Source organism: Enterobacter sp. JBIWA005 (genome assembly GCF_019968805.1).
Classification (GTDB): Bacteria; Pseudomonadota; Gammaproteobacteria; order Enterobacterales; family Enterobacteriaceae; genus Enterobacter; species Enterobacter vonholyi.
Map to the genome: position 1 here is coordinate 2,825,779 of NZ_CP074159.1, position 23,756 is coordinate 2,849,534.

Below are 23,756 nucleotides of genomic sequence, written 5' to 3' on the forward strand. Positions count from 1 at the left end.
ATGATGACATCACACGGCTTTTCACTTAAACGCTGCATGCTGGACGCGATTTTTTCCGGGCTGGTTGCGCTGATAATCTTCGGCCCCATTGCGGGCGTGGTGCTGGACGGGTACAGCTTTACCTTCGCCGGGCAGCGCCTGGCCTGGATGGTTGGCACCGTAATGCTCGGACGTTTTCTGTTGAGCGCCTTTTTAGGTACCGCCGCGCGCGCCCGTTTCCAGGCACGCTTCGAAGCCGATAGCGCAGGCGTATATGTCCGGCCACCGGAATACAAAAGCCGCATGCGCTGGATTATTCCTCTGGTGATTGCTCTTGCGATTTGCTTTCCGTTTGTTGCCACTAAATATGTGCTGACCGTCGCCATTCTCGGGCTGATCTACGTGCTTCTCGGTCTGGGGCTTAACATCGTCGTGGGTCTGGCCGGTCTGCTGGATCTGGGATATGTCGCGTTCTACGCGATTGGGGCGTACGGTCTGGCGCTGGGGTACCAGTATCTCGGCTTAGGCTTCTGGAGCATGCTGCCGCTGGCGGCGATCATGGCCGCCGCCGCAGGCGCCCTGCTCGGTTTCCCGGTACTACGCATGCACGGTGACTATCTGGCCATCGTCACCCTCGGGTTCGGGGAGATTATTCGCCTGATACTGAACAACTGGCTGACCTTCACCGGCGGACCCAACGGCGTGTCGGCCCCTCCCCCCACTTTTTTCGGCCTGGAATTTGGACGACGCGCGAAAGAAGGCGGCGTGCCCTTCCACGAATTTTTCCACCTGACCTACAACCCGAACATGAAGTTTATTTTTATCTACGCGGTGCTGTTCCTGGTGGTGATGCTGGTGCTCTACATTAAGCACCGCCTGACGCGAATGCCGATTGGTCGGGCGTGGGAAGCGCTGCGTGAAGACGAAATTGCCTGCCGCTCAATGGGGCTGAATCATGTTCTGGTTAAGCTTTCCGCCTTTACGCTGGGCGCGTCGACCGCGGGCATTGCCGGGGTGTTCTTCGCCACCTATCAGGGGTTCGTGAATCCTACCTCGTTTACCTTCTTTGAATCGGCACTGATCCTCGCCATTGTGGTGCTGGGCGGTATGGGCTCTACGCTTGGCGTGGTGCTGGCCGCCTTTGTGCTCACGGTAACGCCGGAACTGCTGCGCAGTTTTGCCGAATACCGCGTCCTGCTGTTTGGCATGCTGATGGTGGTGATGATGATCTGGCGTCCACGCGGTTTGATCCGCATCAACCGCAGCGGGTTTGCCGTGCGTAAGGGCGTCGCACCATGAACGGAACGATACTACGCGTTGAACATCTGATGATGCACTTCGGCGGGATTAAAGCGCTAAACGACGTCAACCTGAACGTGCAGCGTGGCTCCATTACCGCCCTGATTGGGCCAAACGGAGCGGGAAAAACCACCGTGTTTAACTGCCTGACGGGCTTCTACAGAGCCTCCGGCGGCAACATTTTATTTAATACCCGCCATAAAACGACCAACGTCATTCAGGTACTCGGGCAAAAATTCCAGCCCGGCGACTGGATTAACCCCGCGCAGTTCGGGCAGCGTCTGTTCTACAAAATGTTCGGCGGCACGCATCTGGTTAACCGAGCCGGGCTGGCGCGCACGTTTCAAAATATCCGTCTTTTTCGTGAGATGTCGGTCGTTGAAAACCTGCTGGTCGCGCAGCATATGCGCGTTAACCGCAATCTGCTTGCCGGGATCCTGAATACGCCGTCCTACCGGCGGGCAGAAAGCGACGCCCTGGACAGAGCCTTTTACTGGCTTGAAGTGGTGGATCTGGTGGAGTGCGCCAATCGCCTGGCGGGAGAGATGTCGTACGGCCAGCAGCGGCGTCTGGAAATCGCGCGGGCAATGTGCACCGGGCCGGAAATGATCTGTCTGGATGAACCCGCCGCCGGGCTTAACCCGGTTGAAACGCATAAGCTCAGCAGCATTATTCGCTTTCTGCGGGATCATCATGACATCACGGTATTGCTGATTGAGCATGATATGGGGATGGTGATGGAAATTTCGGACGACATTATCGTGCTCGACCACGGCGATGTGATCGCAAGGGGGAAACCCGAGCAGATCCAGCATGATGAAAAGGTCATTGCCGCCTACCTGGGTACGGACGAAAGTGAGGTCTCCCTATGAGCGAACCGCTGCTGGCTTTTCGCGAAGTGGATGTCTTTTACGGCGTCATTCAGGCACTGAAGCAGGTCTCCCTCGAGGTGAATAAGGGGGAAACCGTGGCGCTGATCGGCGCAAACGGCGCGGGAAAATCGACATTGCTGATGTCCATCTTTGGCCAGCCGCGTATCCGCAGCGGGCAGATCCTTTTCGGCGGTGAAGATATCAGCCATAAATCCACCCACTACGTCGCGTCCGGCGGCATTGCGCAGGCGCCTGAAGGCAGACGAATTTTTCCGGATATGACCGTTGAAGAGAATCTGCTGATGGGGACTATCCCCATCGGCAGCCAGTTTGCGGCTGAAGATATGCAAACCATGTTTGACCTTTTCCCTCGCCTGAAAGAGCGTCGCAAGCAGCGCGCGATGACCATGTCCGGTGGCGAACAGCAGATGCTGGCGATCGCCCGGGCGCTGATGAGCCGTCCGAAGCTGCTGCTGCTGGATGAACCGAGCCTCGGTCTGGCGCCGATTGTGGTGAAACAGATCTTCCAGACTCTGCGCGAGCTGGCCCGCAACGGCATGACTATCTTTCTGGTGGAGCAGAATGCGCATCACGCGCTGAAGCTCTCTGACCGCGGGTATGTGATGGTGAACGGACAGATCCGGCTGAGCGGCAGCGGCGAGGAGCTGCTGGGGAATCAGGAGGTGAGGAAGGCGTATTTGGGCGGGGTGTGATTTGATACCTGCCTAATGCGCTTATACAGTGATGGACCATTTCGGCACATACGGAATAGAAGAATTAGAGGATATCTTAGTCGATATCGCCTCTTTATTTAGATTGCTTCCGGCAATTCTTACAGGTTTGCTAGTAAGGAAAGTAGTAAAACGAATCTCATTTATGAGCCTTCAGGGGTAGCGTCGAAGGATTCTTTTGACCCGGAAACGCAAAACCCCTAATCGTTGGATGTCCAACTTTCGGGGTTCACTTCATTTCGGTGGTCACACGATAACGTCGTTAAATAAAACTGTCGTCGTCATTGCTGTAGTCGTCATCTACATCGTCGTTCAGCCAGGCGTCGTTATTATTGCCGAGCGGATCGTTCTGGTTGAGGAAACGGGTGTCAGAGACGTTATTGAAGTCGCCGTATTGATTACCGACAAACGGTTCACCACCGACGGGTATTGTCGGTTCTTCGATGATGTTCACTATCTCTTCCGGCCGCGACTGATGGAACATGCTGGTAAGCATCTCAGCAAGCGCGATGCCACCGGCCACGCCAGCCGCTGTCTTGAGCGCGCCAGCCATAAAACCGCCGCCGCGAGTAGCCGGCACTGGCGCCCGAGAGTAATCCTGCGCCGGCGGCTGTTGCGGCTGGGCATTCCAGCTGTTGTCAGGCTGCGGGTTACTTTTCCCGCCACCAAACAGGCCGCCGAGGAAACTGCCGCCCGTCGAGGGTTTGCTTTTTTGCGCGGCTAATTCGCTTTCCAGCTCCTGAACCCTGGACTGCAGGCGTTTCAACGCCGCTTCCTGAATCAAAATCGATTGCGCCATATAGTAGGGGGCCGCAGGCTGCTGTCTGACGAATTCAGCGATCTGACGCTCCGCATCTGCATCCCGTTGGCTGTTTTGTTGTCCGGCCTGTTTAAGACGCTCGAAAAGGCCGTTGATAAGCTGCTGTTCTTCATATTGCATGACAATAACCTTCCGCTCTCCGGGGTGGATACCAACCAGTTTATCAGCGGCGGCAACCTGTGTCTGACCAGTGAAATGTTTGTTTAAGATTGGTTGCAGGTTATCTGAAAATCGCCCTGCTTTCCGGGCTTGATATTAGAAAGTTAGGCTTACCGTTCTGGTATGGCAGCAAATCCTTGGGCACAGCAGGATCGGGATGATGATGAGATATGATCACTTCGCGCTAAGCCAGAGGCACAAAAAAACCACCTTTCGGTGGTTTCACGACACTGCTTATTGCTTTGATTATTCTTTGTTTCCCATGGTAGCCGGAGTGGGACTTGAACCCACACAGCGCGAACGCCGAGGGATTTTAAAAACTATTAGAGAGTCTTATTAATCATAAGCTTATGATAAATAAGACTCTCTCTGAAGGTAATCGCTGGTAATCACAGGTAATGGCTGGACTTTTGCTGCCACTATTTAGAGGGCCAAATTAAGCTGATCCCTCCCATAGTGCGAAGCGGGAAAAGCATCGGATGGAATGAAATCAGCCGGTAACTTTTCGCGGGGGGCGCGTTTGGTTACCAGCTTCTCAACGCTGTTGAGCGTAGTAAACGTAATACTGCATTCGAAATTCTGGCACTGGTGATAATGCCGAACTGTCATTTCGCTAAGAGGGCGACTGGTGCGCGTACGTGCGACGGCACCACAAACAGGACACTTAAACATAATGGCCTCCCATGGCGGGAGTTGAACTCGCTCATATTATGGCCGCTATGATTCGATTTCTGCAATCCATTCAGGTATTTTTGCTTCCAGCTCCAGACGTGTTTTAAACCCACCATCGTCAATAGTGTGGCTCGCCTTCGCAATTATCCAGTCCTGGCCGTCAATAACATCTTTGAACTCCGTTACCGTTCCGTGCATCTCCGGATAAAGATCCGCGCGCCCGTAAGCCAGGGTTAAAGAGAACTCAGCAGCTCCGCGCTGGAGTTGTTGCCATTTTGCAGCTGCTGCACGTTGTGCGGCCATCTCACTGCTGTACGTCGTACGGAGTACAAAAACGTTACCATCTTCACCGGCAATATAGTCCCCTTCCCGGCTGCTGCTACGCGGCTTTTTGTCTGCGGTTTTCTTCCGCTTTTTAACAGTAACCTTTTTCTTTTTCCCGAATTCCATATCAAGCCAGTACGCCTGCACGCCAGTGTATGCGTCGCGATCTGCAATCCGGAAAGAATGGCGATCTCCGCTGCTGCGCGTGATGGAAAACTCCGGCAACGCTCTGCCGTTTGCGCTAACACCACCACCAGGCAGGATGAAGAGCAGGTAACCATTTTTCACAGTTGCAATAGCGCCCAGCATTTCCGCCATGCGCGTCAGAAACGACATATCGCTTTCCTGCGTCTGATCTGCATGATCGATCTCGGCGGACATCAGTTGCTCTGAGATGAGAGGTTTTAACTTGTACCTGTGAGCTATAGCAGAGACGATGCGCTCTACTGTAACGTCATGCCACGACACCTCCCGCTTAACGTTAAATTCATCGCGGAAATCTGCACTTCTGGCTGTGATCTCGATACGGTCCGGCGGCCCTGAGTGCGCAATTTCATCCACGATGAAAATCCCTTTGTGTACCAGTTTTTCTCCCTGCCAGCCTATCGCTACCGATAATTCAGCGCCACGTGGCGGTAACTCAATATCTCCCTGGCTGTCATCAACAGTGATAGTCAGTTCATCAGCATTAAAGCCCCTGTTATCTGTTAATTCTAACGAGAGTATTTTCTCATCCAGCACGATCAGCGCCTTGCCGCCAAGCATGACGTTAAACGCTGGCACACGTGACAGGTCGCCAGGATAATTTTTGAATTTCTCAGCACCTGCATTCAGCAGGCTTTTTGCACTCTCTATTGCGTCAGTTGTCAGTGCCATCACTTTCTCCTCCCGCAAATATTTCCATGCGCGCGCGATAGGACAAACAGCCTTTTGTTGTCGCCTTTCTGCTACATCCATCGCAACGTGTCTGCCGCCCGGAATTCAGCGAATATCACCATGAACTCACTAAACATGATGGCGGTAGAGTATGACCGACAACTTTTTCCACGGGGCGCGCACCAAAGAAAACACCGACCTCCAGACCGCGATCAATGACATTGATTCAACGGTCATTGGTCTGGTTGCGGTGGCCGATGATGCCGATCCCCTAACCTTTCCACTTGATACGCCAGTCCTGATCACTCGTGTGATTAGCGTGCTGGGTAAGGCGGGCAAAACAGGCTCACTGTATAAATCTCTCAAGGCTATTTCCGACCAGGTCAGCACACGTGTAATTGTTGTTCGTGTCGCCGAAGCAAAGGAAGGAGAAAATGCCAAAACTCAATCCCAGCTCATTATCGGTGGCACACAGGCTGACGGAAGCTATACCGGGATGTTTGCCCTGCTGACCGCAGAGCAGAAAACCGGTTATCGCCCTCGTATCCTCGGCATTCCGATGTACGACACGCAGGAAGTAACCGCACAGCTGCGCGTAATTGCGAAGCAGCTGCGTGCATTCTCTTACAGTTACTGCGATAGCTGCGAGACTATTGCCGAAGCGAAAACCTACCGCGAGCAGTTTGCCGAACGTGAAGGGATGATGATTTGGCCTAACTTCATCGCCTACAACCCGCAGACCGGCGTTAATGAAGAATTCCCAGCTGTTGCCTATGCGCTTGGCCTGCGGGCACTGATTGACAATGAGCAGGGCTGGCACAAGTCACTTTCTAACGTTGCGGTGAAAAACGTCCTGGGTATCTCCAAAGACGTGTTCTGGGCGTTACAGGCGGAGGACTCCGACGCTAACGAGCTGAACGCCAACGAGATTACCACGCTGATCAAACGCGACGGCTTCCGGTTCTGGGGGAACCGCACCACCGACACCGAAGAGTATATTTTCGAGGTGTTTACCCGTACGGCCCAAATTCTGGCGGACAGCATTGCGGAAGCACAGTTCACCACCGTGGACAAACCGCTTACCCCGGCTAACGTCAAAGACGTCGTGAGTGGGATCAATGCCAAACTTCAGGCGCTGGTCACTGCTGGCAAACTGATTGGTGCTGCATGCTGGTTTGATATTGTCGATAACCCAACCACCGGTATTCGCCAGGGTAAGGCTGTTGTTCGCTACAACTACAGCCCCGTACCACCGCTGGAAAACTTGACGCTGATTCAGACGTTTACCGATCAGTATTACGAGCCAGCATTTGCATCGCTGGGAGGTGCATAAATGGCTATTCCTAAGAAACTCCGTCTGTTCACGATGTTTGTCGACGGTGACAACTACATCGGGAAAATTCCCAGCGTCACGCTCCCGAAAATTACCCGTAAAACGGAAGATTACCAGGGTGGCGGGATGCTTGGCTCCGCTGCTGTTGACCTCGGCCTTGATTCAGGCGCGCTGGATGCCTCAATGGTTGTTGGTGGCATGGTCGAGGAGCTGATCCTGAAATGGGGTGGGGATATTGACGAACTACGCACGCGCTTTGTCGGTGAGATCTACAGCGGCGGTACAAGCTCCCTGCTTGAGGTCGAGATGCGCGGACGTATTACCGAAGTCGACCAAGGCGAGGCCAAGCAGGGTGATGACACCAGCCATACTTATGCGCTCAAAAATACGTATTACAAGCTGTCTGTGGATGACAAGCCTTTGCTGGAAATCGACCTGCTGAACTTCATCTACAAGCGCAACGGCAAGAGTCTCTACCCGGATCGCATTGCGTCCGCCCTGGGTCTCGGCCAGTAATCTTTTTTAACCACTACCAATGGCGGCCAGCCTGGCCGCCCGGAGAATGAATAATGTCAGTAACTCTCAGCCAACCCATTAAACGCGGCGACCAGGAAATTAAATCCGTCGCAATCACCGATACAATCAAGCAGGCTGGCTCACTGCGCGGGCTGCGTCTGGTTGATGTTCTCAACTTCGACTATGACGCGGTATCAACTCTGTTGACTCGCGTCACCGCGCCTCAGCTGACAACCGCCGATATTTCCTCAATGGCGACCGGCGACTTTACGGCGCTGTGCGAAGAAATCACGCCTTTTTTGACGAAAGCGGCGCCGTCCGCACCGAGCGAGGCGGCGACGGCGAGCAAGTAAGAGAGGCAGTATTCAGCGATGTCGACGATCTGATCGCCGACATCGCTGTGATATTTCACTGGCCGCCCTCCGAAATGCACAGCATGGAGTTGCGCGAGCTGATGGCCTGGCGCGAACGGGCGGCCATCAGAAGCGGTAACCATGAGAAGGAGGATGACGACGATGGATCTTAGTATTCGCGTTGCGTTCAGTGCAATTGACAAGCTCACCCGCCCGGTCAGCGCCGCCAGTAAAGCCATTGGCGGCCTTTCTGACTCCCTCAAAAAAACACAGTCTTCCATCAGAGACCTGGAAAAAAGCGCAACGTCATTTGATAAGCTGCGCTCGCAAGCCAATGACACTGCGCTGAAGCTGAAAAGCACCCAGCGGGCCTTTGACGGTCTCAACCAGAAACAACGCGAAGGCGGCCAGCTTACTGAAGCCCAGACGGCGCGACTTGAGTCACTTCGCACCAAACTTTCCCGGCTGACTGAAACATACGGCAGGCAAACGACGCAGCTTCGCACAGCTGCACAGGCAGTGCGCCAGCATGGCGTTAACCTCACCACCGGCAGCGGCGCCATCCAGAGTGCCATCAGGCGCACGGAGCAATACAACCAGACACTTGAGCGCGAACGGCGCCAGCTGGCTGCTACTCAGAAAGCCCAGGCCAGATACGATCGGGCAAAAGAGACTGCGGGCAAACTTCGCGGTGCGGGTATGGGGATGATGCTCGGCACCGCCGCTGCGGGTTACGCTGGCGGATCATTCCTGGCGCCTGCAATTGGTTTCGACGAGGAAATGTCACGCGTCCAGGCATTAACCCGCCTTAATAAAGACTCTTCCCAAATGGGGGATCTGCGCGCGCAGGCTAAAAAACTCGGTGCAGAAACTGCATTTACTTCACGAGATGCTGCCAGTGGGCAGGCGTTTCTTGCAATGGCTGGCTTTACTCCAGAAGCTATTCAAGCTGCATTGCCTGGCGTTCTGAATATGGCGCTGGCTGGCGGCATGGACCTTGGTGAAAGTGCCGACATCAGCTCCAACATTCTTTCGCAGTTCCGTCTCGATCCAAAGGAAATGGATCGGGTCAGCGATGTTTTGACCGCAGCATTTACCCGTACTAACACCGATTTAATGAACATCGGTGAGGCGATGAAGTATGCAGGAACGGGGATGGCCGGTCTTGGCGTTGATGTTGAACGCACAACCGCCATGATCGGCGTAATGGCGAACGTTGGCCTGCGCGGCAGTATTGCAGGTACGGGACTGCAAACCACCTTCTCGCGTCTGGCCGCACCAACAGGTAAAGCCCAGGCAGCCCTGAAAGAATTGGGCGTTTCTGTTGCCGATGCCACAGGGAAAATGCGACCGGCCGAAGTGGTCTTGTCTGATATTTATAAATCTATCAAAAAGTACGGCGATACAGACCAGCTGTCATTCTTTAAAGACATAGCGGGCGAGGAAGCAGCAAAGTCATTTCAGGCGCTGGTAAGATCGGCTGGTAGCGGTGAGCTGCAAAAACTCCTTGCCGATTTGCGCGGCTCTCAGGGCGAAGCGCAGAAGGCAGCGAAGGTCATGGCTGACAACCTCAGCGGTGATCTGAAAAACCTGGACAGCGCATGGGAAGGTTTCCGCATTCAGGTTGAGGAGACTGCCGACGGCCCTCTGCGCTCTCTCACTCAGGGGCTTAGCGATATGATCACCGCTGCCAGCACTTGGGTAAAAGAAAACCCCCGCCTGACACAAACAATCATTCTGGTTGTGGGTGGGGCACTTGCACTGGTGGCGGCAATTGGCGCTGCATCACTGGCGATGGGTATTCTTATTGGCCCCCTCACCAAACTACAGCTCGGTTTTTCACTGCTGACCGGTGGTCGCGGGCTACTCGGCACCATTGCAGCTTTTCGCACTCTCGGCACTGCCGCGGGCCCGGCCATGGCGAACGTCAGAGGGTGGTCCGTCTTACTGTCAGGAATCGCCCCTAAACTGGGAAGAATTTCAGCTATTCTCCCCGCGGTTCGCTCTAGTCTGCTTACTGCATTCCTGTCTCCCGGCGCACTTTTGGGATCGCTGACTAAAAACATTGGCATGTTGCTGTTGCGCCTCACTGGCTTACCAGCAATCTGGGGCATGATCACCGGTGCGGTATCTATTCTTGGTGGGGCTTTATCTTTTTTACTCAGTCCAATAGGCCTGATTGGTGCCGCATTTGTCGCTGCGGGATTGCTAATCTGGCGATACTGGGAACCCATTAAGGCGTTTTTCCTCGGTGTGTTTACCGGAGTTATGCAGGCGATCTCTCCTCTCAGGGATACCTTTGCCACCTTTTCCCCCATCTTTGACATGATCAGCGATGGGGTTAAATCCGTCTGGCAGTGGTTTACGAACCTCTTATCGCCAGTGCAGACCAGCAAGGAGACGCTTGATAAATGCACTAGCGCTGGCGAGATCTTCGGTAACGTGCTCGGCGGTGCAATAAATCTCGTCCTGACCCCAGCCAAGATGCTTCTTGATACCCTTGGCTGGATACTTGAAAAACTTGGTGTATTACCCGATGAAGCAGAGAGGGCGCGCAAGAAAATTGAGGATGCGCAACGCTCCGCCCTCCTTCAGGATAAGGTGGCTTTCCTTGCCGGTGATATGGCTAAAGTTGCCCCCAAAAAAGCAGAGTCGCCAGTTACTACTGGCGCACCACCCGCGGCCTCGCCACTGTCAGGAAATACCGGTACGCAACGACGTCTGCAAAGCATCGCAGACAATACAAAAGCAACCGCTGACAACACCAAGAAAGTCGGTCCTGGCGACATTATTTTCAAAAACCTGCCGCGTGCTCTGGCTTTGCGTGGCGCATATCAGGAAGCGCGCGTCACACCGCAATCAGTACCGCGAGTGGCAACGCCCGCAGCTGGCGGAATTATTTCAGCGACAGCAGCCACACAGGCCCCGGTATCAGCTCCCGTTACCGCTCCAACCAGCGGCGCCCCAATTTTTAACATTACCTTTAACGATGTTGGTAAGCGCACGGATCAGGAGCTGGAAAGAATGATGCGCAATGTGGTGCGTGATGCGATGGCCAGCACCGGCAGAATTAACCGTGGTTCTTTCCGCGACAGAGATTAGGTGACAATTATGATGATGGTTTTTGGAATGTTCGTTTTTATGCTTCGCACCACCCCTTACCAGCAACTCCAGCACTCGCAGGAGTGGAGGCACGTAAAAAACGAGCGGGTTAACCAGTCAGCTGGCTGGCAGTACATTGGCGCCGGTGATGACAATATAACGCTGTCAGGCGTCCTTTACCCGGAAATCACCGGTGGAAATCTCTCGCTGTCAGCCCTTGAAACTATCGGCTACGCAGGGCGCCCATGGCCCCTTATTGAGGGTACGGGGCGTATTTATGGTATGTACGTTTTAACACGTCTGGAGCGGGGCAAGTCCGAGTTCGACCGATTTGGGAATCCAAAAAAAATCGAATTTACCCTCAGCCTGAGCCGTGTCGATGCGGATTACAGGGAGAAGCTGCAAAGCTCGACCGTCAGCGATGCCCTGGCCGGGTTAAAGACAAGTGCAAATAATGCGATAAACCAGGTGAAAGACTCGCTCAACGGTCTGTTTTAGTGATGCCTTAAGCCCCTTCATGTTCCCTTCTTGCTGAAGGGAACTTTTTATAAAGCGTCGACATTCCGACATCAAAAATAATAGCCACCCGCTGTCGTTTCTCCCCTGCGGCTATCAGTCTTCCCGCCTGTTCCCATTGCTGCTTTGTCAGTTTTGGTCGCCTCCCGCCTATCCTTCCTTCTGCACGAGCTGCAACCAAACCGGCGCGGGTGCGCTCAACGATTAACTCTCTCTCCATTTCTGCCAGCGCCCCCATGACGTGAAAGAAAAAGCGCCCCATAGGTGTTGAGGTATCAATGCTGTCTGTCAGGCTGCGGAAGTTAACACCGCGATTGCGTAGCTCTTCGATCATGGTCACCAGGTGGCGCATGCTCCGCCCGAGACGATCAAGCTTCCAGACAACCAGCGTATCACCCTCCGATAAGGTTCGTAATAAACGCTTAAGCCCCGGCCTCTCCGCTTTTGTTCCGCTTATTTTCTCTTCAAATATTTGTTCACATCCTGCGCTTTCCAGTGCGTTTCTTTGCAGCGCGGTGTTCTGGTCATTTGTTGACACCCTTACATACCCGATCAGCATAAAAATCCCCTTTATTTAGATGCCATAGTTCCTCGCATTGTATCGAGCATCGTCATTTCTGGCTGTACTGCAGGTTAGGTACCGCACCGTCAGAAGTAACTATGTCTTCCGGAAAACGTTGGTTTAGGGGAAGGCTCTGCTTTGCCAGTTGGCGTACCTGTTCCGTGGTCATCTGCGACACCACCCACCGGGTGGCTAAAGTGCAATGGTGCTGCGTTCACTGCCGAACAATATCCAAAGCTGGCGCTCGCCTATCCCGCACTCAAATTGCCAGACCTGCGTGGTGAATTCATCCGAGGCTGGGATGACGGACGAGGTGTGGATTCCGGGCGTAGCCTGCTGTCGGCTCAGTCGGACGCGATTAGAAACATCACTGGTAAGTTCGGTAATGCCCAGCTGTTTCCAAGCATTTATCGCGATGGGGCGTTCGGAGGGGTTCTGGATAATATTTCTCAAACAAATGGTTTAACAATGTCACCTCCCGGTCAGGGAAATGGGGTGGTCAACTTTAGCTTTGATGCCTCTAAAGTAGTCCCTGTCGCCTCTGAAAACCGTCCACGCAGCATTGCATTTAATTACATTGTGAGGGCCGCATAATGGCAAAAGCAGAGTTAGACAAAAACCTTATCGCTATAGTGGCTGGTGATATCACCGTATTTAATTACGATGGTGAGACCCGTGAATATCTCTCTTCATCCGTTGAGTTCTTGCCAGTTGGTGTGGGTATTCCCGCCAATTCGTGCCTCGATGCCCCCGGCACAATTAATGAAGGCTTTACAGTTTGCAGAGCAGAGAATGGCAAAGCCTGGGAGGTTATTGTCGACCATCGCGGCGAGACGTTATACAGCACAGTTACAGGTGAAAAGGTTGTTATCACCAAGCCTGGTGATTATCCAGAGGATACCACCACGCAGACTCCTGCCACACCATACGATAAGTGGAACGGGCGCGAGTGGGAGACCGACACAAAGGCACAGCATGCTGCGGATGTGGCCGAGGCCGAACGGCAGAAAAACGCGTTGCTGGCGGAAGCAACGGCGATAATCACCCCACTGGCAGATGCTCAGACCGGAGGCTATATCGACGATGATGACGTGCCACGCTTGGCTGAATGGCAGCGGTACCGCTATAAACTAACTAAAGTCGATACCAGCACCGCGCCTGCCATTACCCTCCCACCAAAGCCGGACGTGTAGGCCATTTGATGTCTGGTGCGCTGGATGTATCTACCGCCTCAAGTGCATCAAGATAGTCCAGCCACAGATTGTACTGCGCCAGTTCGTCTATTTTCAGGCGGCCAATAGCTGCTTTGCCGGGCCACTGTTTACTATTGATGTAATCATTGGCCTTATCGATTCTGGAGTGTTTATCAGCTTCAGCACTGGCTACATCAGCTAAATGTTGGGTGTTAGCATCAGTGACCCACTTGCTGCCATCCCACATATCGTATGGGGTGACGGGTGCAAGGATGGTGGTCTTTTCTGGGTAATCACCGGGCAAAGAAATGATGTAGGACTCGCCGGTTTCAGTGCTGTAGACCATTTCACCCCGGTGATCCGTGACATATTCCCAAGCGGTAAAATCTGCTGTACGGCAGATGGTAAAACCGTTTTTTTCCTCTCCTGGCGCGTCAGTACAGGACAAAGCTGGAATACCGACCCCCACAGCCAGATACTCCACTGATGAAGAGAGATATTCGCGCGTATCACCGTCATAGTTAAACACAGTAATATCACCGGCTACCGTGGCAATCATGTCCTGGTTTAGTTCTGCTGTAGCCATTATGCAGCCCTCACGATGTAGTTAAATGCAATGTTGCGCGGACGTGTCTCAGTACCGCCGGTATTTCCGATACGCCCCTTGGTATGTAATGTTGGGGAGGCAATTAACGTGCCTGGTGCAGCAGCATCTATTCCTCTGCCTTGGACATATGATGATTTAACAATTACGCCGATATCCCATTCCTCTGCTGCGTCGTAGCCTTCATTCGCAACAATAATATGACGGTGTTTTTCCAGCATTCCCGTCTGTGAACTCAGTAGCGAGCGCCCGGAGTCAACCCCACGCCCGTCATCCCAGCCACGGATAAACTCCCCGCGTAAATCAGGCAGTCTGAGCGCCGGATAGGCCTGAGCCAGCTTAGGATACTGGGAGGCCGTGAACGCCGAACCGTTGCACTTAAGCCACCCCGTTGGTGGCGTTGCTGATGGCCACGGAACAGGTACGCCAACCGGTAACGCAGAGCCTTCCCCTAAACCAAGGTTTTGGAGAAACTTCGCCACGTCAGGAATATCCCCGCCGTTTTGGCTTTTCTGCATCGCCCCGGTAATTCGAGCATCATCCCCCGAGGCTACCGTTCCGGCCGTTGTTCCAACATTTCGCGTCGAGCTGTCACCCAGCTCTAAATTCTGCCGTGCTAATGCGGTATTGGGTAAGTCCGACAGGTTGCGATCTTTTGCCAGCCGTGCGCTCCCGTTATCCATCGCAATTTTAACGGCCTTCGATGTTGCCGCCTGCGATTCGCTGTCACTGGTCACACTGCTGCTGAGCTGCACAAGCCCTTTCTCTGTCGTTGACGCATCCGGGTGATTACGTGACTGCTCATGCGCGCGCAGCTGGCTGTGAACATACTGGCGTGTTGCCAGTACAACAGCCGGATCAATCTTCAACGTAACGGCTTCGGTGCTGCTGACAATCAGGATCACGCGAATAACCTGAACGCGCCCGCTCCCCTCCTGCAACTGAGGCTTATAGGTTTCAGCGCAATTGGCAATCGCCACCATATCGCCATCTTTATCGAAAAGGCCGATCTCACGAATCCACCACCCGCCGACGTCTTCCGGTATGACCTGTTCCGCAATGATCTGGCTGGCGTTCGCCGGGTCCACCGTCAGCATATTCAGAGGGGCGCGGCGTAACTCATGTACGAGGGCAGTCTGTGCCGGATTCGGTGTAGGCAGTACACCATTGCCATCACCAACGGCCAGTTGGGTAATCTCAACTTTCGTACCCAACGCCGTGGCTTTTGCCAGTTTTGCCGCCCCGATATTGGTCAACAGGGCAAGATATTTAGTCGCCACTTGCGATCTCCACGGTATCAATTAAATGGATTGCTGCGCCGGTGTAGTCATTGCCACCCACAGCGATGGTTTCAGGAAAATAGGGATATACCGTCAACGTATCTCCCACGTAACACCCCGCCCCTATTTCGATATAACCCTGAGACTGAAGCGAAAGTGAAAGGCCGGTGAGGTGACGGCTTCTGGGTTTTGCATCGTCGATCAGGCGCTCAAGCTCCCGATAAGTTTCCTCGGTGATCCCCTCATCCTGAATGCCGATTTCAAGCCGGAAAGTGCCTGGCTCCTCGCCGTTCTGCCACCACTCAATCACCCTCAGCAAATAGCCGAAAGGTTCAACAACGCGCCTCAGCGCTGAAATCGTGCCTTTGTGACGATGGACAAGCCAGGAGGCTTTGATTACCTGCCTCTTAGTCTGTTCAGACCAGCGCTTATCCCAGCGATCAACAGACAACGCCCAGGCAAGATAGGGTAAAAACTCCACGGGGCATTCATCCGGATTCCAGAGCTTTCGAAGGTCGACAGGAATACCGCTGATCCGCGCCGTCGGTTTCTCCGCATTCCGCATGAAGGTGCTGGCTGAAGGCGGCAGGAGGCTGTTATTCATCCGTTCCCCCTACGTTGATGGTGTGCGAAATACATCGTGCCGCCTGGGTATCATCGATCACGATATCTTCCGGAGGGTTCAGCAAGACTACACGCTGCACCCCCTGCACATGCAGAGCGGCCATAATGGCCGAACGCGCAACATCGCGACCGATTTTCCCCTGCTCTGCCAGCCATGCCCGCAGTGCATCATCTGCCGCACTCAGGATCGGCTCAGATTCCGGCCCCGGATAGAGATAAAGCAGAGCGTCAATTTCATAATTCACAATCTCCGCTGACTGGACGGTTAGCCGGTCAGCGACAGGCCGCTTATCATCCGCTGAGAGCGTATCGTTTACTGTTGCGATCAGCTCGTCGCTCGCCGTGCCATCCCCTTCGGTAGACAGAATGGACACGACGACAACAGCGGGTGATGGGCTGGTTGCCCTGGCATCTGCAACTTTTCCGCTGGCACTCTTCGCAAAATATTCGTATGCACCGGTAGGGCCAGCAACGCTCAACCCTTCAAAAGCGGATTGCGCGCGCAGACGCAGTGCGGTATCGCTTTCCATCTCTGCATCGGTGGTTTCGGTAGCCGGAATACGAACCAGGCGCTCGGTGTTCAGGTTACCCGCAAGGTTATCAAGATCGGTGGAGACGGAATGACTCAACATGCAGGCCGCAGCCCCCTCATTGATTCGCTGGCGCAGTATTAATTCCCGGTAGGCAATCACCTGCGCCAGTATGGTCAGGGGTTCAGACTCAAGTTTTAACGCAGCGGCAACAGAAGCCTGTTGTTCATCAGGGAAAGCCGCGATCATGACGGCTTTGACATCCGCCAGAATCACTTCAAAATCCAGCGCCTCAATAATCTGCGGCGGCGGTAGCTGCGCCAAATCAACTGTTGCCATTGCTGCTTTTCCTGAGTGTTAAGGTTGTCGTCTGCTGTTCCATAGATTCCGTCAGAGCCCCTGACAATCCCGCCTCCACTGCTCCGGACTGCGAATAACGCACATCCACGATGCTCAGCGTGATCCGCGGTTCCCATGTCGCCAGCGCAATAACCACCGCGCTCATCAGCTGCATGCGTGTAACGTCGTTTTGCGGACCATCAATCAGATCAGGAACGAGAGAGCCGTAGTCACGGCGCATGACCCGCGAGCCGATCGGGGTGTTAAGAATGTCACTGGCTGACTGCCACACGTGGGCGGAGTCCGTCAGCGTTCCCGTGCTATCAGGATTCATCCCGGTATAACGCACCGTCATCGCGTGCCCTCCGTCCAGCTTCCGCCACGCTGCACTCCACCATGTCCATGATCATCAACCTGCACACCGTTTGAGATGAATGCACCGCCAGTGTGCGTAAAGTCCCCCTGCATTTCGCCGCCTTCCGTAACGGTGAAATTCTTGGTTTTCAGCATCTCGGTACACTCGACCAGTGGCGTTTTCAGCAAGACCTTAACCGACGCCTCAATCGTTGCTGATTTGATGCCGCTGACCTGCAAAGCCCCTGCTTCTGCGTCATAGCGAAACTTCGCTCCATCCGGCGCGGTCACGATCATTTCTTTTGCCGATATACCTGGCGCCGGATTGTCGTTGCTGTAAAGACTTCCCCCGATGATCGCGGCGGTAGTGTTACCCCCAAGGCACAGGAACCATACCTGCTCGCCAACAGACGGCGGCACCCAGAAGCTGAAAGCGCCTGCACGCTGTGCATTCCAGCGCAGCCAGGTGGAATCCAGCTCTCCGCTTTTTACCCTTACCCGCCACTTTTCCTCGTCAATCTCCGTCACCGTACCGGTGCGAACGATGTTTTCCAGCAGGCGAATGACTTCAGCCAGATCCATCAGCTCACCCCCAGAGAATCAATGACCTGCCGGGCAATAGCCATGCGGTCCGCCTTGCTCAGGCCGAGCAACTCACGGCGCGGATAGCTTGCCATCGCGCCACTGTCGTTTACCCGGTCCCGCAGTCCGTACTGGTGAACGCGGGCAATACGGGCAACTGCACCAGAAAAACCAACTACAGCCCCCTCAGAAGTGGCGCTTGCTTTCAGAAAACGAGCTGTGCGCAGTCGACGAAACATAGGATCGCTTTTCGTGGTATCGCGGCGCGTCTCGCTGGCGTTGAGTTCAAGGTAACGCTCAATATCCGCACGATAGAACGAACGCACGGCACCTTTCCCTTCATCAAATCCGGTCAGCATACGCCCGCGACTTCCACGGGTTGCCCGCCAGTTGCGCAGATGGCGCTCTTCCCCTTTCCAGATAAAGCCGATCTCAGCGCGTGACTTCAGTACGCGACGGCGGCGCTTCGGGTATTTCGTACCATCCGGAGCAGTCTGCTTACCGATGCGCTGGCTCTGACTTCGACGTAGGGCAGTCGCTATTCCGCGCGCTGTACGCAACCGGCGTGCTGGCGCCATTGCGGACAGGATGTCTGCAAAAACCTGATCGAGTTGATGAAACAGCGCGGCATCATCGGTCATGCCAGCTCTCCTCCGCCAAATACCACTTCCCACTCTCCGCCATTGATGCGCGGGCGGTCTTCGCTCAGGTGCTTCGCGACGGGCTTCCCGTCAACGGTTTCCACCATGACGCGCTCCCAGACCGGCACCTTGAACAGAAGATCGGCCAGGTCGTCGCTGATAATGTCAGCGTCAAACTCCACCTTGCGGTTATTGTCAGGATTCAGCAGTAAATCAGGCTGATATTGCCAGGCCCAGGCCATGATCGGCAGCATCAGATCATCAACCGCCCCGGGGAATTCCACGGCGAGAATATTGATGGTGTAGAGGTACATGAAAGACGGTTCGCCGGTCGCTTCAATGCCGATATTGCCTTTTTCCACCCAGACGGTAATTTGCTCCGGGTTGGCCTTACACCAGGTGTTACCGGCTATCAGGGCTTCACGCATCAACTCTGCTTTTTTCACTTTATCCCCCTGGCGATTCGCCGCAGTTCCAGCTCTCTGATACCCGCCTTATCGGCGTTGCATGTGTCCAGCGCATCCAGCAGCGCATCGGACCACGGAGCGAGGCTCCCGTATGTCATTGGTTTTGGCGGTGCTGGCGTTTCAGTTTTTGCCGTCAGGCTTTCCGGTAAAGGTTCCTGAATAATCACCGGCGCTGACTTCGGCGGCTCGCTGGTACAGGCTGTCAGCCACACGGTCAGGTACAGGCACAGCGGCACATTTATCACCGGCCAGCTCAGTTTTGATATTTTCACGGCGCTTTTCCCCTGTATCGCTACGCTTCTGAGCCAGTGTTTTCAGACCAGCGGCCACTTCGTTCACGTCGTTACGTAACGCCCTGATCTCGGCCAGCACATCACCGGTTTGCTTAAGCTTCTGGTTGGCTTCTCCAAGGGCCGTCTCTGCGGCCTCTCGCTTACTGCTCTCCAGCGTCAGCCTGACGCCTGCGATGACCAGCAGAAGGGAAATAAAAACGGTAAATACACCCAGCGCTTTCATTTCGCCCCCTTCAGCTCAGGCTCTGAGAGGCACCAGTCCCGAAACTCTTCCCGGCGCTTTACCAGCCCCGGCAGACGATTTCCGCCGGAGTTGACAAAGTCTGTGAGTCGCTCGCAAACGCCCTGCCAGTTGCCATCCTGCGCATTGCGCCAGATTGTTGTTCTGACCTTCTGGCCCTTTTTGTTGGTGTACCAGCCAAGACCACCACAACCGACGTTAAATGCGCCGTCAGTCAGCGCTTCGAAAACCCGTTGTGGTGCAGCTGTGCCATTAAACTCGCGGTTTACGCATTTCTCAGCACGAAACAGGTCATTCACCCATCGCTCGGCGATCTCGCGCTCGGCGTATTCGCGGTTCTGCACGTTGCTGGTCGACCCCATGCCAACGGTCAGCACACCCGCCGGGCAGTAATACGGCGTCTTTCGGCAATCCTCGTATTTCGCCATCTTCAGCTGCGCTTCAGGACTTGTGCGCAGCGTCTGCGGCCAGAGTGCCGCTGCGAGAGAAACAATCGCCGCAACAGAACAGGCAATAATTCCTCTTTTCATCGCGGTGACTCCCTGATAGTCCGGATTAACTCCTTCACGTCCTGCCGGTTCTCGGTATCGTCCCGAATCGCATCGATCAATTCATTCAGCAGAATATTATTGGTTTCATGGATGCGGGACATCCGGCGGCGATGAAGCTCACCCAGCACGGCAACCACGATCCCGGTGAGCGCAGCAATGAAAGCCAGCCAGTCCTTCTGCGTCATCATGCCGACGCCCGTCAGCAGCATCGACCAGAGGTACACCGTCCAGTTCCAGAGGCGGTTTATCAGCTCCATAATTGAACGGTCTCCTTTGTCGCAGAGGTGTCGACGTCAGGCAGTTCAACTTCCTGCCCTGCATCAAGGAAGATCTGACCGGCCAGCGCATGATTCGCAGCCAGTACGATCTCGGTCACGCCCTGGGTGATGCCGTAGTGACGCTGACACAACAAATCCACTGTATCGCCCTGCAATGCCTTCACTTTCATCAGAACGCCTCCGCAGAGTTACGGACCACGCCCTGAATATCCGAGATAGCCCAGCGCGCATCACGCCAGTGATCATTCGCCTGGGTTGCGAGCGCGGCGGCGCGCTTTTCGCCCGCGTCGCCCGTGGTGTCAACATCGCGGAAAGTCTCGATCAGCAGGGCCCGCGAGATGCTGTAAACTGCGCGGCGCCAGCGATATACCTTTACGCTCTCGTCGTTAATCACCATGGCCGGTACAGCGGCTAAACTGGCATATCCGGCCCCGATCTGTTCAGCCTGCCATTGCTTCAGCTGGTCAGCTGTGTGGGCTACGGCTTCGATGACCACCTGCTTTAAACGCGAAGTGGTAACCGCACCGGTGATCCGCATCTCCTTACGGACGTTGCTCAGCACTATCTCGGGCCAGAACTCCCCGGCGGTGACTTTCTCTCCGCCGTCATCCACGTCCGGCACATCCTCCGCAGAGGGGGTAACTGTGCGAGGGGCCACAAGGCTCATCGTGTAGTCTCCAGAAAAGGTTGGCGGTGAGCGGACGGAGAAAAGCTAACGCGATGCGTTGCAGATCTCCGCCCGCGCCGCCAGCGCACGGGGCGCAAGTCGGTTATTTTTTATCGGCGGTGGGCTTTTTCGTCGTTGTTTTGCGGGCCGCCGTTTTACGTGTTGTGCTGCCAGGGTTGTTTTTGGCGGCTGGCTTTCTGGCATCTGGCACCGTCACTTCCGGCGTTGCTGCAGCATGATTATTGCCCTCTTCGCCCCCGCTCTGGTCTGCACCCTCACTGCCTGATGCATTCTCCGCAGAGGCTTTTTTTACCTGCCTGGCAAGCTTATCGATCAGCTTTTTCACCCCGGCGCCGGAGTCGAGATTCAGCGCGCGGCGCAACAGTTCCAGCGCAGTCGCCTGTTCATCAGCAGTGCCGTTGCACAATGCAAAAGCGCGGGCTTTATACAGCTTGGCCCGGACGACGTCTGGCATATCGCTGTTTTCAGTGATCTCCTGGACCTCATCGAGCACCGCCTGATATGGCTTAACATCAGTGCTGTCATCCGCCTTGACCTGCACCAGAATGGGATCGCAAATCTCATCGACCAGCGCTGTCGCTGCCGTGCGGTTAAACCGGTCTGGCATTGCCAGATTGTGCGCGATGACATACCGCCCGATGCGCACGGCCAGCGGATAATCCCGAATATCAATCGCCCAAATCATCAGGCGCGTGATCACTTCATCCTGTCGCCCGCTGTCTCCCTCCAGCGTTCCTTCAATCTACCCCTCATAATTGGGTAGCAGCTGGCGTTTAAGCGCGGCTTTCGCCTGTTCGCCCTGAATTTTCTTCAGCGCACTCATATCCATACGCATGCGGTGCAGAATTTGCTCGTGCGCAGTACGCGCCGTTTCTGACAGATCATCTGCCTTGCCATGGCGCTCAGCCATGACGCGTTGAAAATGTCGTTGTGCCGGTGTCAGCATTGTTTCTTCCCCGATGAACGGCGGGCCTAAGCCCGCCAGTGTGCGGTTATGCGCCGCCTTCCGGCGCCTCGGCAAAAGTAATGCCGTCAATGAATGCGACGTTGCCGTAGTCCTCGATCACAAAGTCATCATTCGATGACTGATAGGTCGCAATACGGTTGTATTCCGGCTCTTCCTTGATCGTCCTACGCATTCCACCGCGCTGGTAGTACACGGACAGGTTTTTAAATGGCGTGATCAGTACGCCATTGACCGGGAAGTACGGCGCGATAAAGGTCGGCATATTGCCGACACGTTCCTGCGCGACAATCAGCTGACCGGCCAGCATTTCGGTGTTCGGGTTGGTCTGGCTCATGGCGTTAATCGCCGGGAAGTTGCCGGTGGTCAACAGGTCGCCCGCCAGGATCACCACGTTGTCAGGATTACGTTTGTGCCACTCATCCATCAGGCTGTTTTTGGCGTCATACACCGCCGCGCCCAGGTTGCCGTAAGTCCCTTTCGCAATAACCTTGTTATCTTCATCACGGGAAGTGATCGTGACGCCGGAAATCACGCGGTGTGAGGCTTCGGTACGGATTTTCTCCAGCCAGCCAATACCACAATCCTGTAACAGCGGGTTAGCCGCGCGGTCTGATGGATCGCTGTATTTGGTGCCGTTGAAACCGATCATGATGCGGTCAAGTGACATCTGGCGAGCCATCGCCTTGCTGATCAAGGGCTGGAATTCCGGCATATGCGCCCAGGCATCAAGCTGTTCATAGCTGATCCCGTAGTCGTAGTTGACCTTGCGGCACATATAATCAAACGGCTCCATTGAATGGTTAGCCCCTGGATTACGACGGTTGGTGGTGCTGTTGTTAACGCCAGCCATCGGGCCTTTGCTGCCAATCAGCACTTTCTGACCAATCTGCTGATTAACGCCAAACACGTTAATTTTGCTCAGGAAAGAATCACTCTCCTGTGCGGCCTGCTCCATGCGCTGCTGACGCGCAGGGTCTACCGCAAATTTCGCAGCGACTGCCGCAGTCGATACGCCGTTTAAGCGCGCCTGTTGTGCAATGTACTGATCAAACAGCTGGCGGGTATTGTTTTCCATGTTCTCTGCTCTCGTAGTGGATATCAGTAATCAGCCAGCTGCGCGTTGGCGCCGCCGTTCGCAGGTGGTCGCTGACTGAAGGAAGCTTCAGTGCTCACCAGCTTCTGGCGCAGCTCCGCAAGCTCAGTGGTCAGCTTCTGGATAGCGGCCTTATCCTCCTGGCGCTCCTGCTCTGCGACACTGAAGCGATCAATTTGCTCGGATTGAGATTGCGCCACGGCCTCAACGACCTGATGCATCTGACTGAAGCGCTGATCGTCCGTTTTCTGACCTTTGCCAATAATGCTCATCACGCGATTAAACCACTTAGCACCTTCATCGCTACGCTGGGCGGTCAGCTCGAGCACCTCTGCTTCAAGCGCTTCGGTGAACATCGGCGCCTCACCCTGCTGGTTATTGAAGGCCATCACCGATGCACGCTGCTGTGAGGCAAATTTAAGACGCTCAGTGCCCAGGCTCGCCGGGGTATCGGTCATTGCCAGCCCGACAACATAGGCTTTGCCGTTGAGGGCAAACTGCGGATGCAGCTCAATACTGGAATAGACTTTTTGCCCTTTGTCGGTCATCTGCACCATGCGCTCGGATGGTTCGATTTCGGCATAAAGCGCAGTGCGCCCCGCCAGTGCACCTTCGGTGATGTCTTCAGTGCTGAGGGCTACCACATCCCCCATCGCCCCGAAATCGCTGTTCGGGAACATAGAGAGATAGTGCTCAATGTTGACCCGCGCGCCATACACCTCAGGGTTGTAATTTGCTGCCGCATCGCGAAGGTGCTGCGGTTGAATTTCGCGCCCGTCAACGGTATTTCCGGAGACGGCCACGCGAAACTTCTTACGTGGTTTTGCTGTGCCTGCCATGTTCGTTTACTCGCTTGTTTTCTGAGTTCCCGGAGATGATGGCAGGGGGACGCATCCCCCCTCAACGCGTTGTTGTTG

30 protein-coding genes and 1 pseudogene are annotated in these 23,756 nt (G+C 54.7%); 11 read left to right on the forward strand and 20 right to left on the reverse strand.

The window, feature by feature from the left end; genetic code table 11:
• The first annotated feature begins 3 nt into the window (after nucleotides 1–3).
• The 3 genes from livM to KGP22_RS13370 are packed head-to-tail and all read left to right on the forward strand — an operon-like array spanning nucleotide 4 to nucleotide 2,863.
• The gene (gene livM / locus KGP22_RS13360) at nucleotides 4–1,278 is read left to right on the forward strand and encodes a high-affinity branched-chain amino acid ABC transporter permease LivM (protein WP_223582448.1); all 1,275 of its coding nucleotides are present in this window, start codon (nucleotides 4–6) and stop codon (nucleotides 1,276–1,278) included.
• Nucleotides 1,275–2,150 (forward strand): ATP-binding cassette domain-containing protein, encoded by an 876-nt coding sequence (locus tag KGP22_RS13365; RefSeq protein ID WP_149366563.1) that lies wholly within the window; start codon nucleotides 1,275–1,277, stop codon nucleotides 2,148–2,150. The genes livM and KGP22_RS13365 overlap by 4 nt, the downstream gene beginning before the upstream one ends.
• Nucleotides 2,147–2,863: an ABC transporter ATP-binding protein gene (locus tag KGP22_RS13370; RefSeq protein ID WP_033145889.1), complete on the forward strand. Its 717-nt coding sequence runs from the start codon at nucleotides 2,147–2,149 to the stop codon at nucleotides 2,861–2,863. Before KGP22_RS13365 ends, KGP22_RS13370 begins: the two co-directional genes overlap by 4 nt.
• A gap of 280 nt (nucleotides 2,864–3,143) precedes the next feature.
• On the opposite strand, the gene KGP22_RS13375 is transcribed toward KGP22_RS13370, so the two are convergent.
• The 3 genes from KGP22_RS13375 to KGP22_RS13385 all read right to left on the reverse strand — a co-directional run bounded on the left by KGP22_RS13375 (nucleotide 3,144) and on the right by KGP22_RS13385 (nucleotide 5,732).
• The gene (locus KGP22_RS13375) at nucleotides 3,144–3,821 is read right to left on the reverse strand and encodes a DUF2076 domain-containing protein (RefSeq protein ID WP_149366562.1); all 678 of its coding nucleotides are present in this window, start codon (nucleotides 3,819–3,821) and stop codon (nucleotides 3,144–3,146) included.
• Between the two features lie 462 nt (nucleotides 3,822–4,283).
• Nucleotides 4,284–4,532 carry an ogr/Delta-like zinc finger family protein gene (locus KGP22_RS13380; protein WP_071995285.1) on the reverse strand — a complete coding sequence of 83 codons (249 nt, stop codon included), beginning with the start codon at nucleotides 4,530–4,532 and terminating at the stop codon, nucleotides 4,284–4,286.
• Nucleotides 4,533–4,577: 45 nt separating this feature from the next.
• A complete protein-coding gene (locus tag KGP22_RS13385) occupies nucleotides 4,578–5,732 on the reverse strand; it encodes a phage late control D family protein (protein WP_223579465.1) in 1,155 nt (384 codons plus the stop codon).
• Between the two features lie 151 nt (nucleotides 5,733–5,883).
• Between KGP22_RS13385 and KGP22_RS13390 the strand changes: the two genes are divergently transcribed.
• The 6 genes from KGP22_RS13390 to KGP22_RS13415 are packed head-to-tail and all read left to right on the forward strand — an operon-like array spanning nucleotide 5,884 to nucleotide 11,534.
• Nucleotides 5,884–7,065, forward strand: coding sequence for a phage tail sheath subtilisin-like domain-containing protein (locus KGP22_RS13390; protein WP_023307193.1), 1,182 nt, complete (start codon nucleotides 5,884–5,886; stop codon nucleotides 7,063–7,065).
• Complete coding sequence (locus KGP22_RS13395) at nucleotides 7,066–7,581, forward strand: phage major tail tube protein (protein WP_010835090.1); 516 nt, start codon at nucleotides 7,066–7,068, stop codon at nucleotides 7,579–7,581.
• 53 nt (nucleotides 7,582–7,634) lie between these two features.
• Nucleotides 7,635–7,934, forward strand: a complete 300-nt coding sequence (locus tag KGP22_RS13400) for a phage tail assembly protein (RefSeq protein WP_223579468.1) — start codon at nucleotides 7,635–7,637, stop codon at nucleotides 7,932–7,934.
• A gap of 29 nt (nucleotides 7,935–7,963) precedes the next feature.
• Nucleotides 7,964–8,107, forward strand: a complete 144-nt coding sequence (locus tag KGP22_RS13405) for a GpE family phage tail protein (protein WP_039268621.1) — start codon at nucleotides 7,964–7,966, stop codon at nucleotides 8,105–8,107.
• Nucleotides 8,097–11,036: a phage tail tape measure protein gene (locus KGP22_RS13410; protein WP_223579471.1), complete on the forward strand. Its 2,940-nt coding sequence runs from the start codon at nucleotides 8,097–8,099 to the stop codon at nucleotides 11,034–11,036. The genes KGP22_RS13405 and KGP22_RS13410 overlap by 11 nt, the downstream gene beginning before the upstream one ends.
• Before the next feature lie 9 nt (nucleotides 11,037–11,045).
• Nucleotides 11,046–11,534 carry a phage tail protein gene (locus KGP22_RS13415; protein ID WP_023307196.1) on the forward strand — a complete coding sequence of 163 codons (489 nt, stop codon included), beginning with the start codon at nucleotides 11,046–11,048 and terminating at the stop codon, nucleotides 11,532–11,534.
• A 7-nt stretch (nucleotides 11,535–11,541) separates the two neighbouring features.
• Here the strand turns inward: KGP22_RS13415 and KGP22_RS13420 are convergent, their stop codons facing one another.
• Entirely contained in the window at nucleotides 11,542–12,111 is a 570-nt protein-coding gene (locus KGP22_RS13420; protein ID WP_223579474.1) for a recombinase family protein, read from the reverse strand.
• 141 nt (nucleotides 12,112–12,252) lie between these two features.
• Between KGP22_RS13420 and KGP22_RS13425 the strand changes: the two genes are divergently transcribed.
• Both KGP22_RS13425 and KGP22_RS13430 read left to right on the forward strand, forming a co-directional pair.
• Complete coding sequence (locus tag KGP22_RS13425; RefSeq protein WP_223579478.1) at nucleotides 12,253–12,708, forward strand: phage tail protein; 456 nt, start codon at nucleotides 12,253–12,255, stop codon at nucleotides 12,706–12,708.
• Entirely contained in the window at nucleotides 12,708–13,307 is a 600-nt protein-coding gene (locus tag KGP22_RS13430; RefSeq protein ID WP_223579481.1) for a tail fiber assembly protein, read from the forward strand. The genes KGP22_RS13425 and KGP22_RS13430 overlap by 1 nt, the downstream gene beginning before the upstream one ends.
• Here the strand turns inward: KGP22_RS13430 and KGP22_RS13435 are convergent.
• From KGP22_RS13435 to KGP22_RS13510, 16 genes and pseudogenes are all read right to left on the reverse strand, one after another.
• Complete coding sequence (locus KGP22_RS13435; RefSeq protein WP_223579484.1) at nucleotides 13,279–13,893, reverse strand: tail fiber assembly protein; 615 nt, start codon at nucleotides 13,891–13,893, stop codon at nucleotides 13,279–13,281. The genes KGP22_RS13430 and KGP22_RS13435 overlap by 29 nt on opposite strands.
• The gene (locus tag KGP22_RS13440) at nucleotides 13,893–15,191 is read right to left on the reverse strand and encodes a phage tail protein (protein ID WP_223579488.1); all 1,299 of its coding nucleotides are present in this window, start codon (nucleotides 15,189–15,191) and stop codon (nucleotides 13,893–13,895) included. The genes KGP22_RS13435 and KGP22_RS13440 overlap by 1 nt, the downstream gene beginning before the upstream one ends.
• On the reverse strand, nucleotides 15,181–15,795 hold the full coding sequence (locus KGP22_RS13445) for a phage tail protein I (RefSeq protein ID WP_008500379.1): 615 nt from the start codon (nucleotides 15,793–15,795) through the stop codon (nucleotides 15,181–15,183). Before KGP22_RS13445 ends, KGP22_RS13440 begins: the two co-directional genes overlap by 11 nt.
• The gene (locus KGP22_RS13450) at nucleotides 15,788–16,684 is read right to left on the reverse strand and encodes a baseplate J/gp47 family protein (protein WP_223579492.1); all 897 of its coding nucleotides are present in this window, start codon (nucleotides 16,682–16,684) and stop codon (nucleotides 15,788–15,790) included. The genes KGP22_RS13445 and KGP22_RS13450 overlap by 8 nt, the downstream gene beginning before the upstream one ends.
• Nucleotides 16,671–17,039 carry a GPW/gp25 family protein gene (locus KGP22_RS13455; protein ID WP_223579494.1) on the reverse strand — a complete coding sequence of 123 codons (369 nt, stop codon included), beginning with the start codon at nucleotides 17,037–17,039 and terminating at the stop codon, nucleotides 16,671–16,673. Before KGP22_RS13455 ends, KGP22_RS13450 begins: the two co-directional genes overlap by 14 nt.
• Nucleotides 17,036–17,620 carry a phage baseplate assembly protein V gene (locus KGP22_RS13460; RefSeq protein WP_198887648.1) on the reverse strand — a complete coding sequence of 195 codons (585 nt, stop codon included), beginning with the start codon at nucleotides 17,618–17,620 and terminating at the stop codon, nucleotides 17,036–17,038. The genes KGP22_RS13455 and KGP22_RS13460 overlap by 4 nt, the downstream gene beginning before the upstream one ends.
• Nucleotides 17,620–18,261, reverse strand: coding sequence for a phage virion morphogenesis protein (locus KGP22_RS13465; RefSeq protein WP_223579497.1), 642 nt, complete (start codon nucleotides 18,259–18,261; stop codon nucleotides 17,620–17,622). Before KGP22_RS13465 ends, KGP22_RS13460 begins: the two co-directional genes overlap by 1 nt.
• On the reverse strand, nucleotides 18,258–18,707 hold the full coding sequence (locus KGP22_RS13470; protein ID WP_010835077.1) for a phage tail protein: 450 nt from the start codon (nucleotides 18,705–18,707) through the stop codon (nucleotides 18,258–18,260). The genes KGP22_RS13465 and KGP22_RS13470 overlap by 4 nt, the downstream gene beginning before the upstream one ends.
• A gap of 141 nt (nucleotides 18,708–18,848) precedes the next feature.
• Nucleotides 18,849–19,244, reverse strand: coding sequence for a DUF2570 domain-containing protein (locus KGP22_RS13475; protein ID WP_223579500.1), 396 nt, complete (start codon nucleotides 19,242–19,244; stop codon nucleotides 18,849–18,851).
• Nucleotides 19,241–19,792 carry a lysozyme gene (locus tag KGP22_RS13480; RefSeq protein ID WP_038253339.1) on the reverse strand — a complete coding sequence of 184 codons (552 nt, stop codon included), beginning with the start codon at nucleotides 19,790–19,792 and terminating at the stop codon, nucleotides 19,241–19,243. Before KGP22_RS13480 ends, KGP22_RS13475 begins: the two co-directional genes overlap by 4 nt.
• The gene (locus KGP22_RS13485; RefSeq protein WP_223579503.1) at nucleotides 19,789–20,070 is read right to left on the reverse strand and encodes a hypothetical protein; all 282 of its coding nucleotides are present in this window, start codon (nucleotides 20,068–20,070) and stop codon (nucleotides 19,789–19,791) included. The genes KGP22_RS13480 and KGP22_RS13485 overlap by 4 nt, the downstream gene beginning before the upstream one ends.
• A complete protein-coding gene (locus tag KGP22_RS13490) occupies nucleotides 20,061–20,261 on the reverse strand; it encodes a tail protein X (protein ID WP_000864915.1) in 201 nt (66 codons plus the stop codon). Before KGP22_RS13490 ends, KGP22_RS13485 begins: the two co-directional genes overlap by 10 nt.
• The gene (locus KGP22_RS13495; protein ID WP_038253350.1) at nucleotides 20,261–20,758 is read right to left on the reverse strand and encodes a head completion/stabilization protein; all 498 of its coding nucleotides are present in this window, start codon (nucleotides 20,756–20,758) and stop codon (nucleotides 20,261–20,263) included. Before KGP22_RS13495 ends, KGP22_RS13490 begins: the two co-directional genes overlap by 1 nt.
• 103 nt (nucleotides 20,759–20,861) lie before the next feature.
• Nucleotides 20,862–21,725 (reverse strand): annotated as a pseudogene (gpM, locus tag KGP22_RS13500) (phage terminase small subunit).
• Nucleotides 21,726–21,771: 46 nt separating this feature from the next.
• Nucleotides 21,772–22,821, reverse strand: coding sequence for a phage major capsid protein, P2 family (locus KGP22_RS13505; RefSeq protein WP_057063499.1), 1,050 nt, complete (start codon nucleotides 22,819–22,821; stop codon nucleotides 21,772–21,774).
• Between the two features lie 23 nt (nucleotides 22,822–22,844).
• On the reverse strand, nucleotides 22,845–23,678 hold the full coding sequence (locus KGP22_RS13510) for a GPO family capsid scaffolding protein (RefSeq protein WP_223579506.1): 834 nt from the start codon (nucleotides 23,676–23,678) through the stop codon (nucleotides 22,845–22,847).
• Nucleotides 23,679–23,756 lie beyond the last annotated feature (78 nt).

Bases quoted from the DNA above. Each gene is read 5' to 3' on its own strand.
- livM (WP_223582448.1), top strand. From the start codon at position 4: ATGACATCACACGGCTTTTCACTTAAACGCTGCATGCTGGACGCGATT.
- KGP22_RS13365 (WP_149366563.1), top strand. From the start codon at position 1,275: ATGAACGGAACGATACTACGCGTTGAACATCTGATGATGCACTTCGGC.
- KGP22_RS13370 (WP_033145889.1), top strand. From the start codon at position 2,147: ATGAGCGAACCGCTGCTGGCTTTTCGCGAAGTGGATGTCTTTTACGGC.
- KGP22_RS13375 (WP_149366562.1), bottom strand. From the start codon at position 3,821: ATGCAATATGAAGAACAGCAGCTTATCAACGGCCTTTTCGAGCGTCTT.
- KGP22_RS13380 (WP_071995285.1), bottom strand. From the start codon at position 4,532: ATGTTTAAGTGTCCTGTTTGTGGTGCCGTCGCACGTACGCGCACCAGT.
- KGP22_RS13385 (WP_223579465.1), bottom strand. From the start codon at position 5,732: ATGGCACTGACAACTGACGCAATAGAGAGTGCAAAAAGCCTGCTGAAT.
- KGP22_RS13390 (WP_023307193.1), top strand. From the start codon at position 5,884: ATGACCGACAACTTTTTCCACGGGGCGCGCACCAAAGAAAACACCGAC.
- KGP22_RS13395 (WP_010835090.1), top strand. From the start codon at position 7,066: ATGGCTATTCCTAAGAAACTCCGTCTGTTCACGATGTTTGTCGACGGT.
- KGP22_RS13400 (WP_223579468.1), top strand. From the start codon at position 7,635: ATGTCAGTAACTCTCAGCCAACCCATTAAACGCGGCGACCAGGAAATT.
- KGP22_RS13410 (WP_223579471.1), top strand. From the start codon at position 8,097: ATGGATCTTAGTATTCGCGTTGCGTTCAGTGCAATTGACAAGCTCACC.
- KGP22_RS13415 (WP_023307196.1), top strand. From the start codon at position 11,046: ATGATGATGGTTTTTGGAATGTTCGTTTTTATGCTTCGCACCACCCCT.
- KGP22_RS13420 (WP_223579474.1), bottom strand. From the start codon at position 12,111: ATGCTGATCGGGTATGTAAGGGTGTCAACAAATGACCAGAACACCGCG.
- KGP22_RS13430 (WP_223579481.1), top strand. From the start codon at position 12,708: ATGGCAAAAGCAGAGTTAGACAAAAACCTTATCGCTATAGTGGCTGGT.
- KGP22_RS13435 (WP_223579484.1), bottom strand. From the start codon at position 13,893: ATGGCTACAGCAGAACTAAACCAGGACATGATTGCCACGGTAGCCGGT.
- KGP22_RS13445 (WP_008500379.1), bottom strand. From the start codon at position 15,795: ATGAATAACAGCCTCCTGCCGCCTTCAGCCAGCACCTTCATGCGGAAT.
- KGP22_RS13450 (WP_223579492.1), bottom strand. From the start codon at position 16,684: ATGGCAACAGTTGATTTGGCGCAGCTACCGCCGCCGCAGATTATTGAG.
- KGP22_RS13455 (WP_223579494.1), bottom strand. From the start codon at position 17,039: ATGACGGTGCGTTATACCGGGATGAATCCTGATAGCACGGGAACGCTG.
- KGP22_RS13460 (WP_198887648.1), bottom strand. From the start codon at position 17,620: ATGGATCTGGCTGAAGTCATTCGCCTGCTGGAAAACATCGTTCGCACC.
- KGP22_RS13465 (WP_223579497.1), bottom strand. From the start codon at position 18,261: ATGACCGATGATGCCGCGCTGTTTCATCAACTCGATCAGGTTTTTGCA.
- KGP22_RS13475 (WP_223579500.1), bottom strand. From the start codon at position 19,244: ATGAAAGCGCTGGGTGTATTTACCGTTTTTATTTCCCTTCTGCTGGTC.
- KGP22_RS13480 (WP_038253339.1), bottom strand. From the start codon at position 19,792: ATGAAAAGAGGAATTATTGCCTGTTCTGTTGCGGCGATTGTTTCTCTC.
- KGP22_RS13485 (WP_223579503.1), bottom strand. From the start codon at position 20,070: ATGGAGCTGATAAACCGCCTCTGGAACTGGACGGTGTACCTCTGGTCG.
- KGP22_RS13490 (WP_000864915.1), bottom strand. From the start codon at position 20,261: ATGAAAGTGAAGGCATTGCAGGGCGATACAGTGGATTTGTTGTGTCAG.
- KGP22_RS13495 (WP_038253350.1), bottom strand. From the start codon at position 20,758: ATGAGCCTTGTGGCCCCTCGCACAGTTACCCCCTCTGCGGAGGATGTG.
- KGP22_RS13505 (WP_057063499.1), bottom strand. From the start codon at position 22,821: ATGGAAAACAATACCCGCCAGCTGTTTGATCAGTACATTGCACAACAG.
- KGP22_RS13510 (WP_223579506.1), bottom strand. From the start codon at position 23,678: ATGGCAGGCACAGCAAAACCACGTAAGAAGTTTCGCGTGGCCGTCTCC.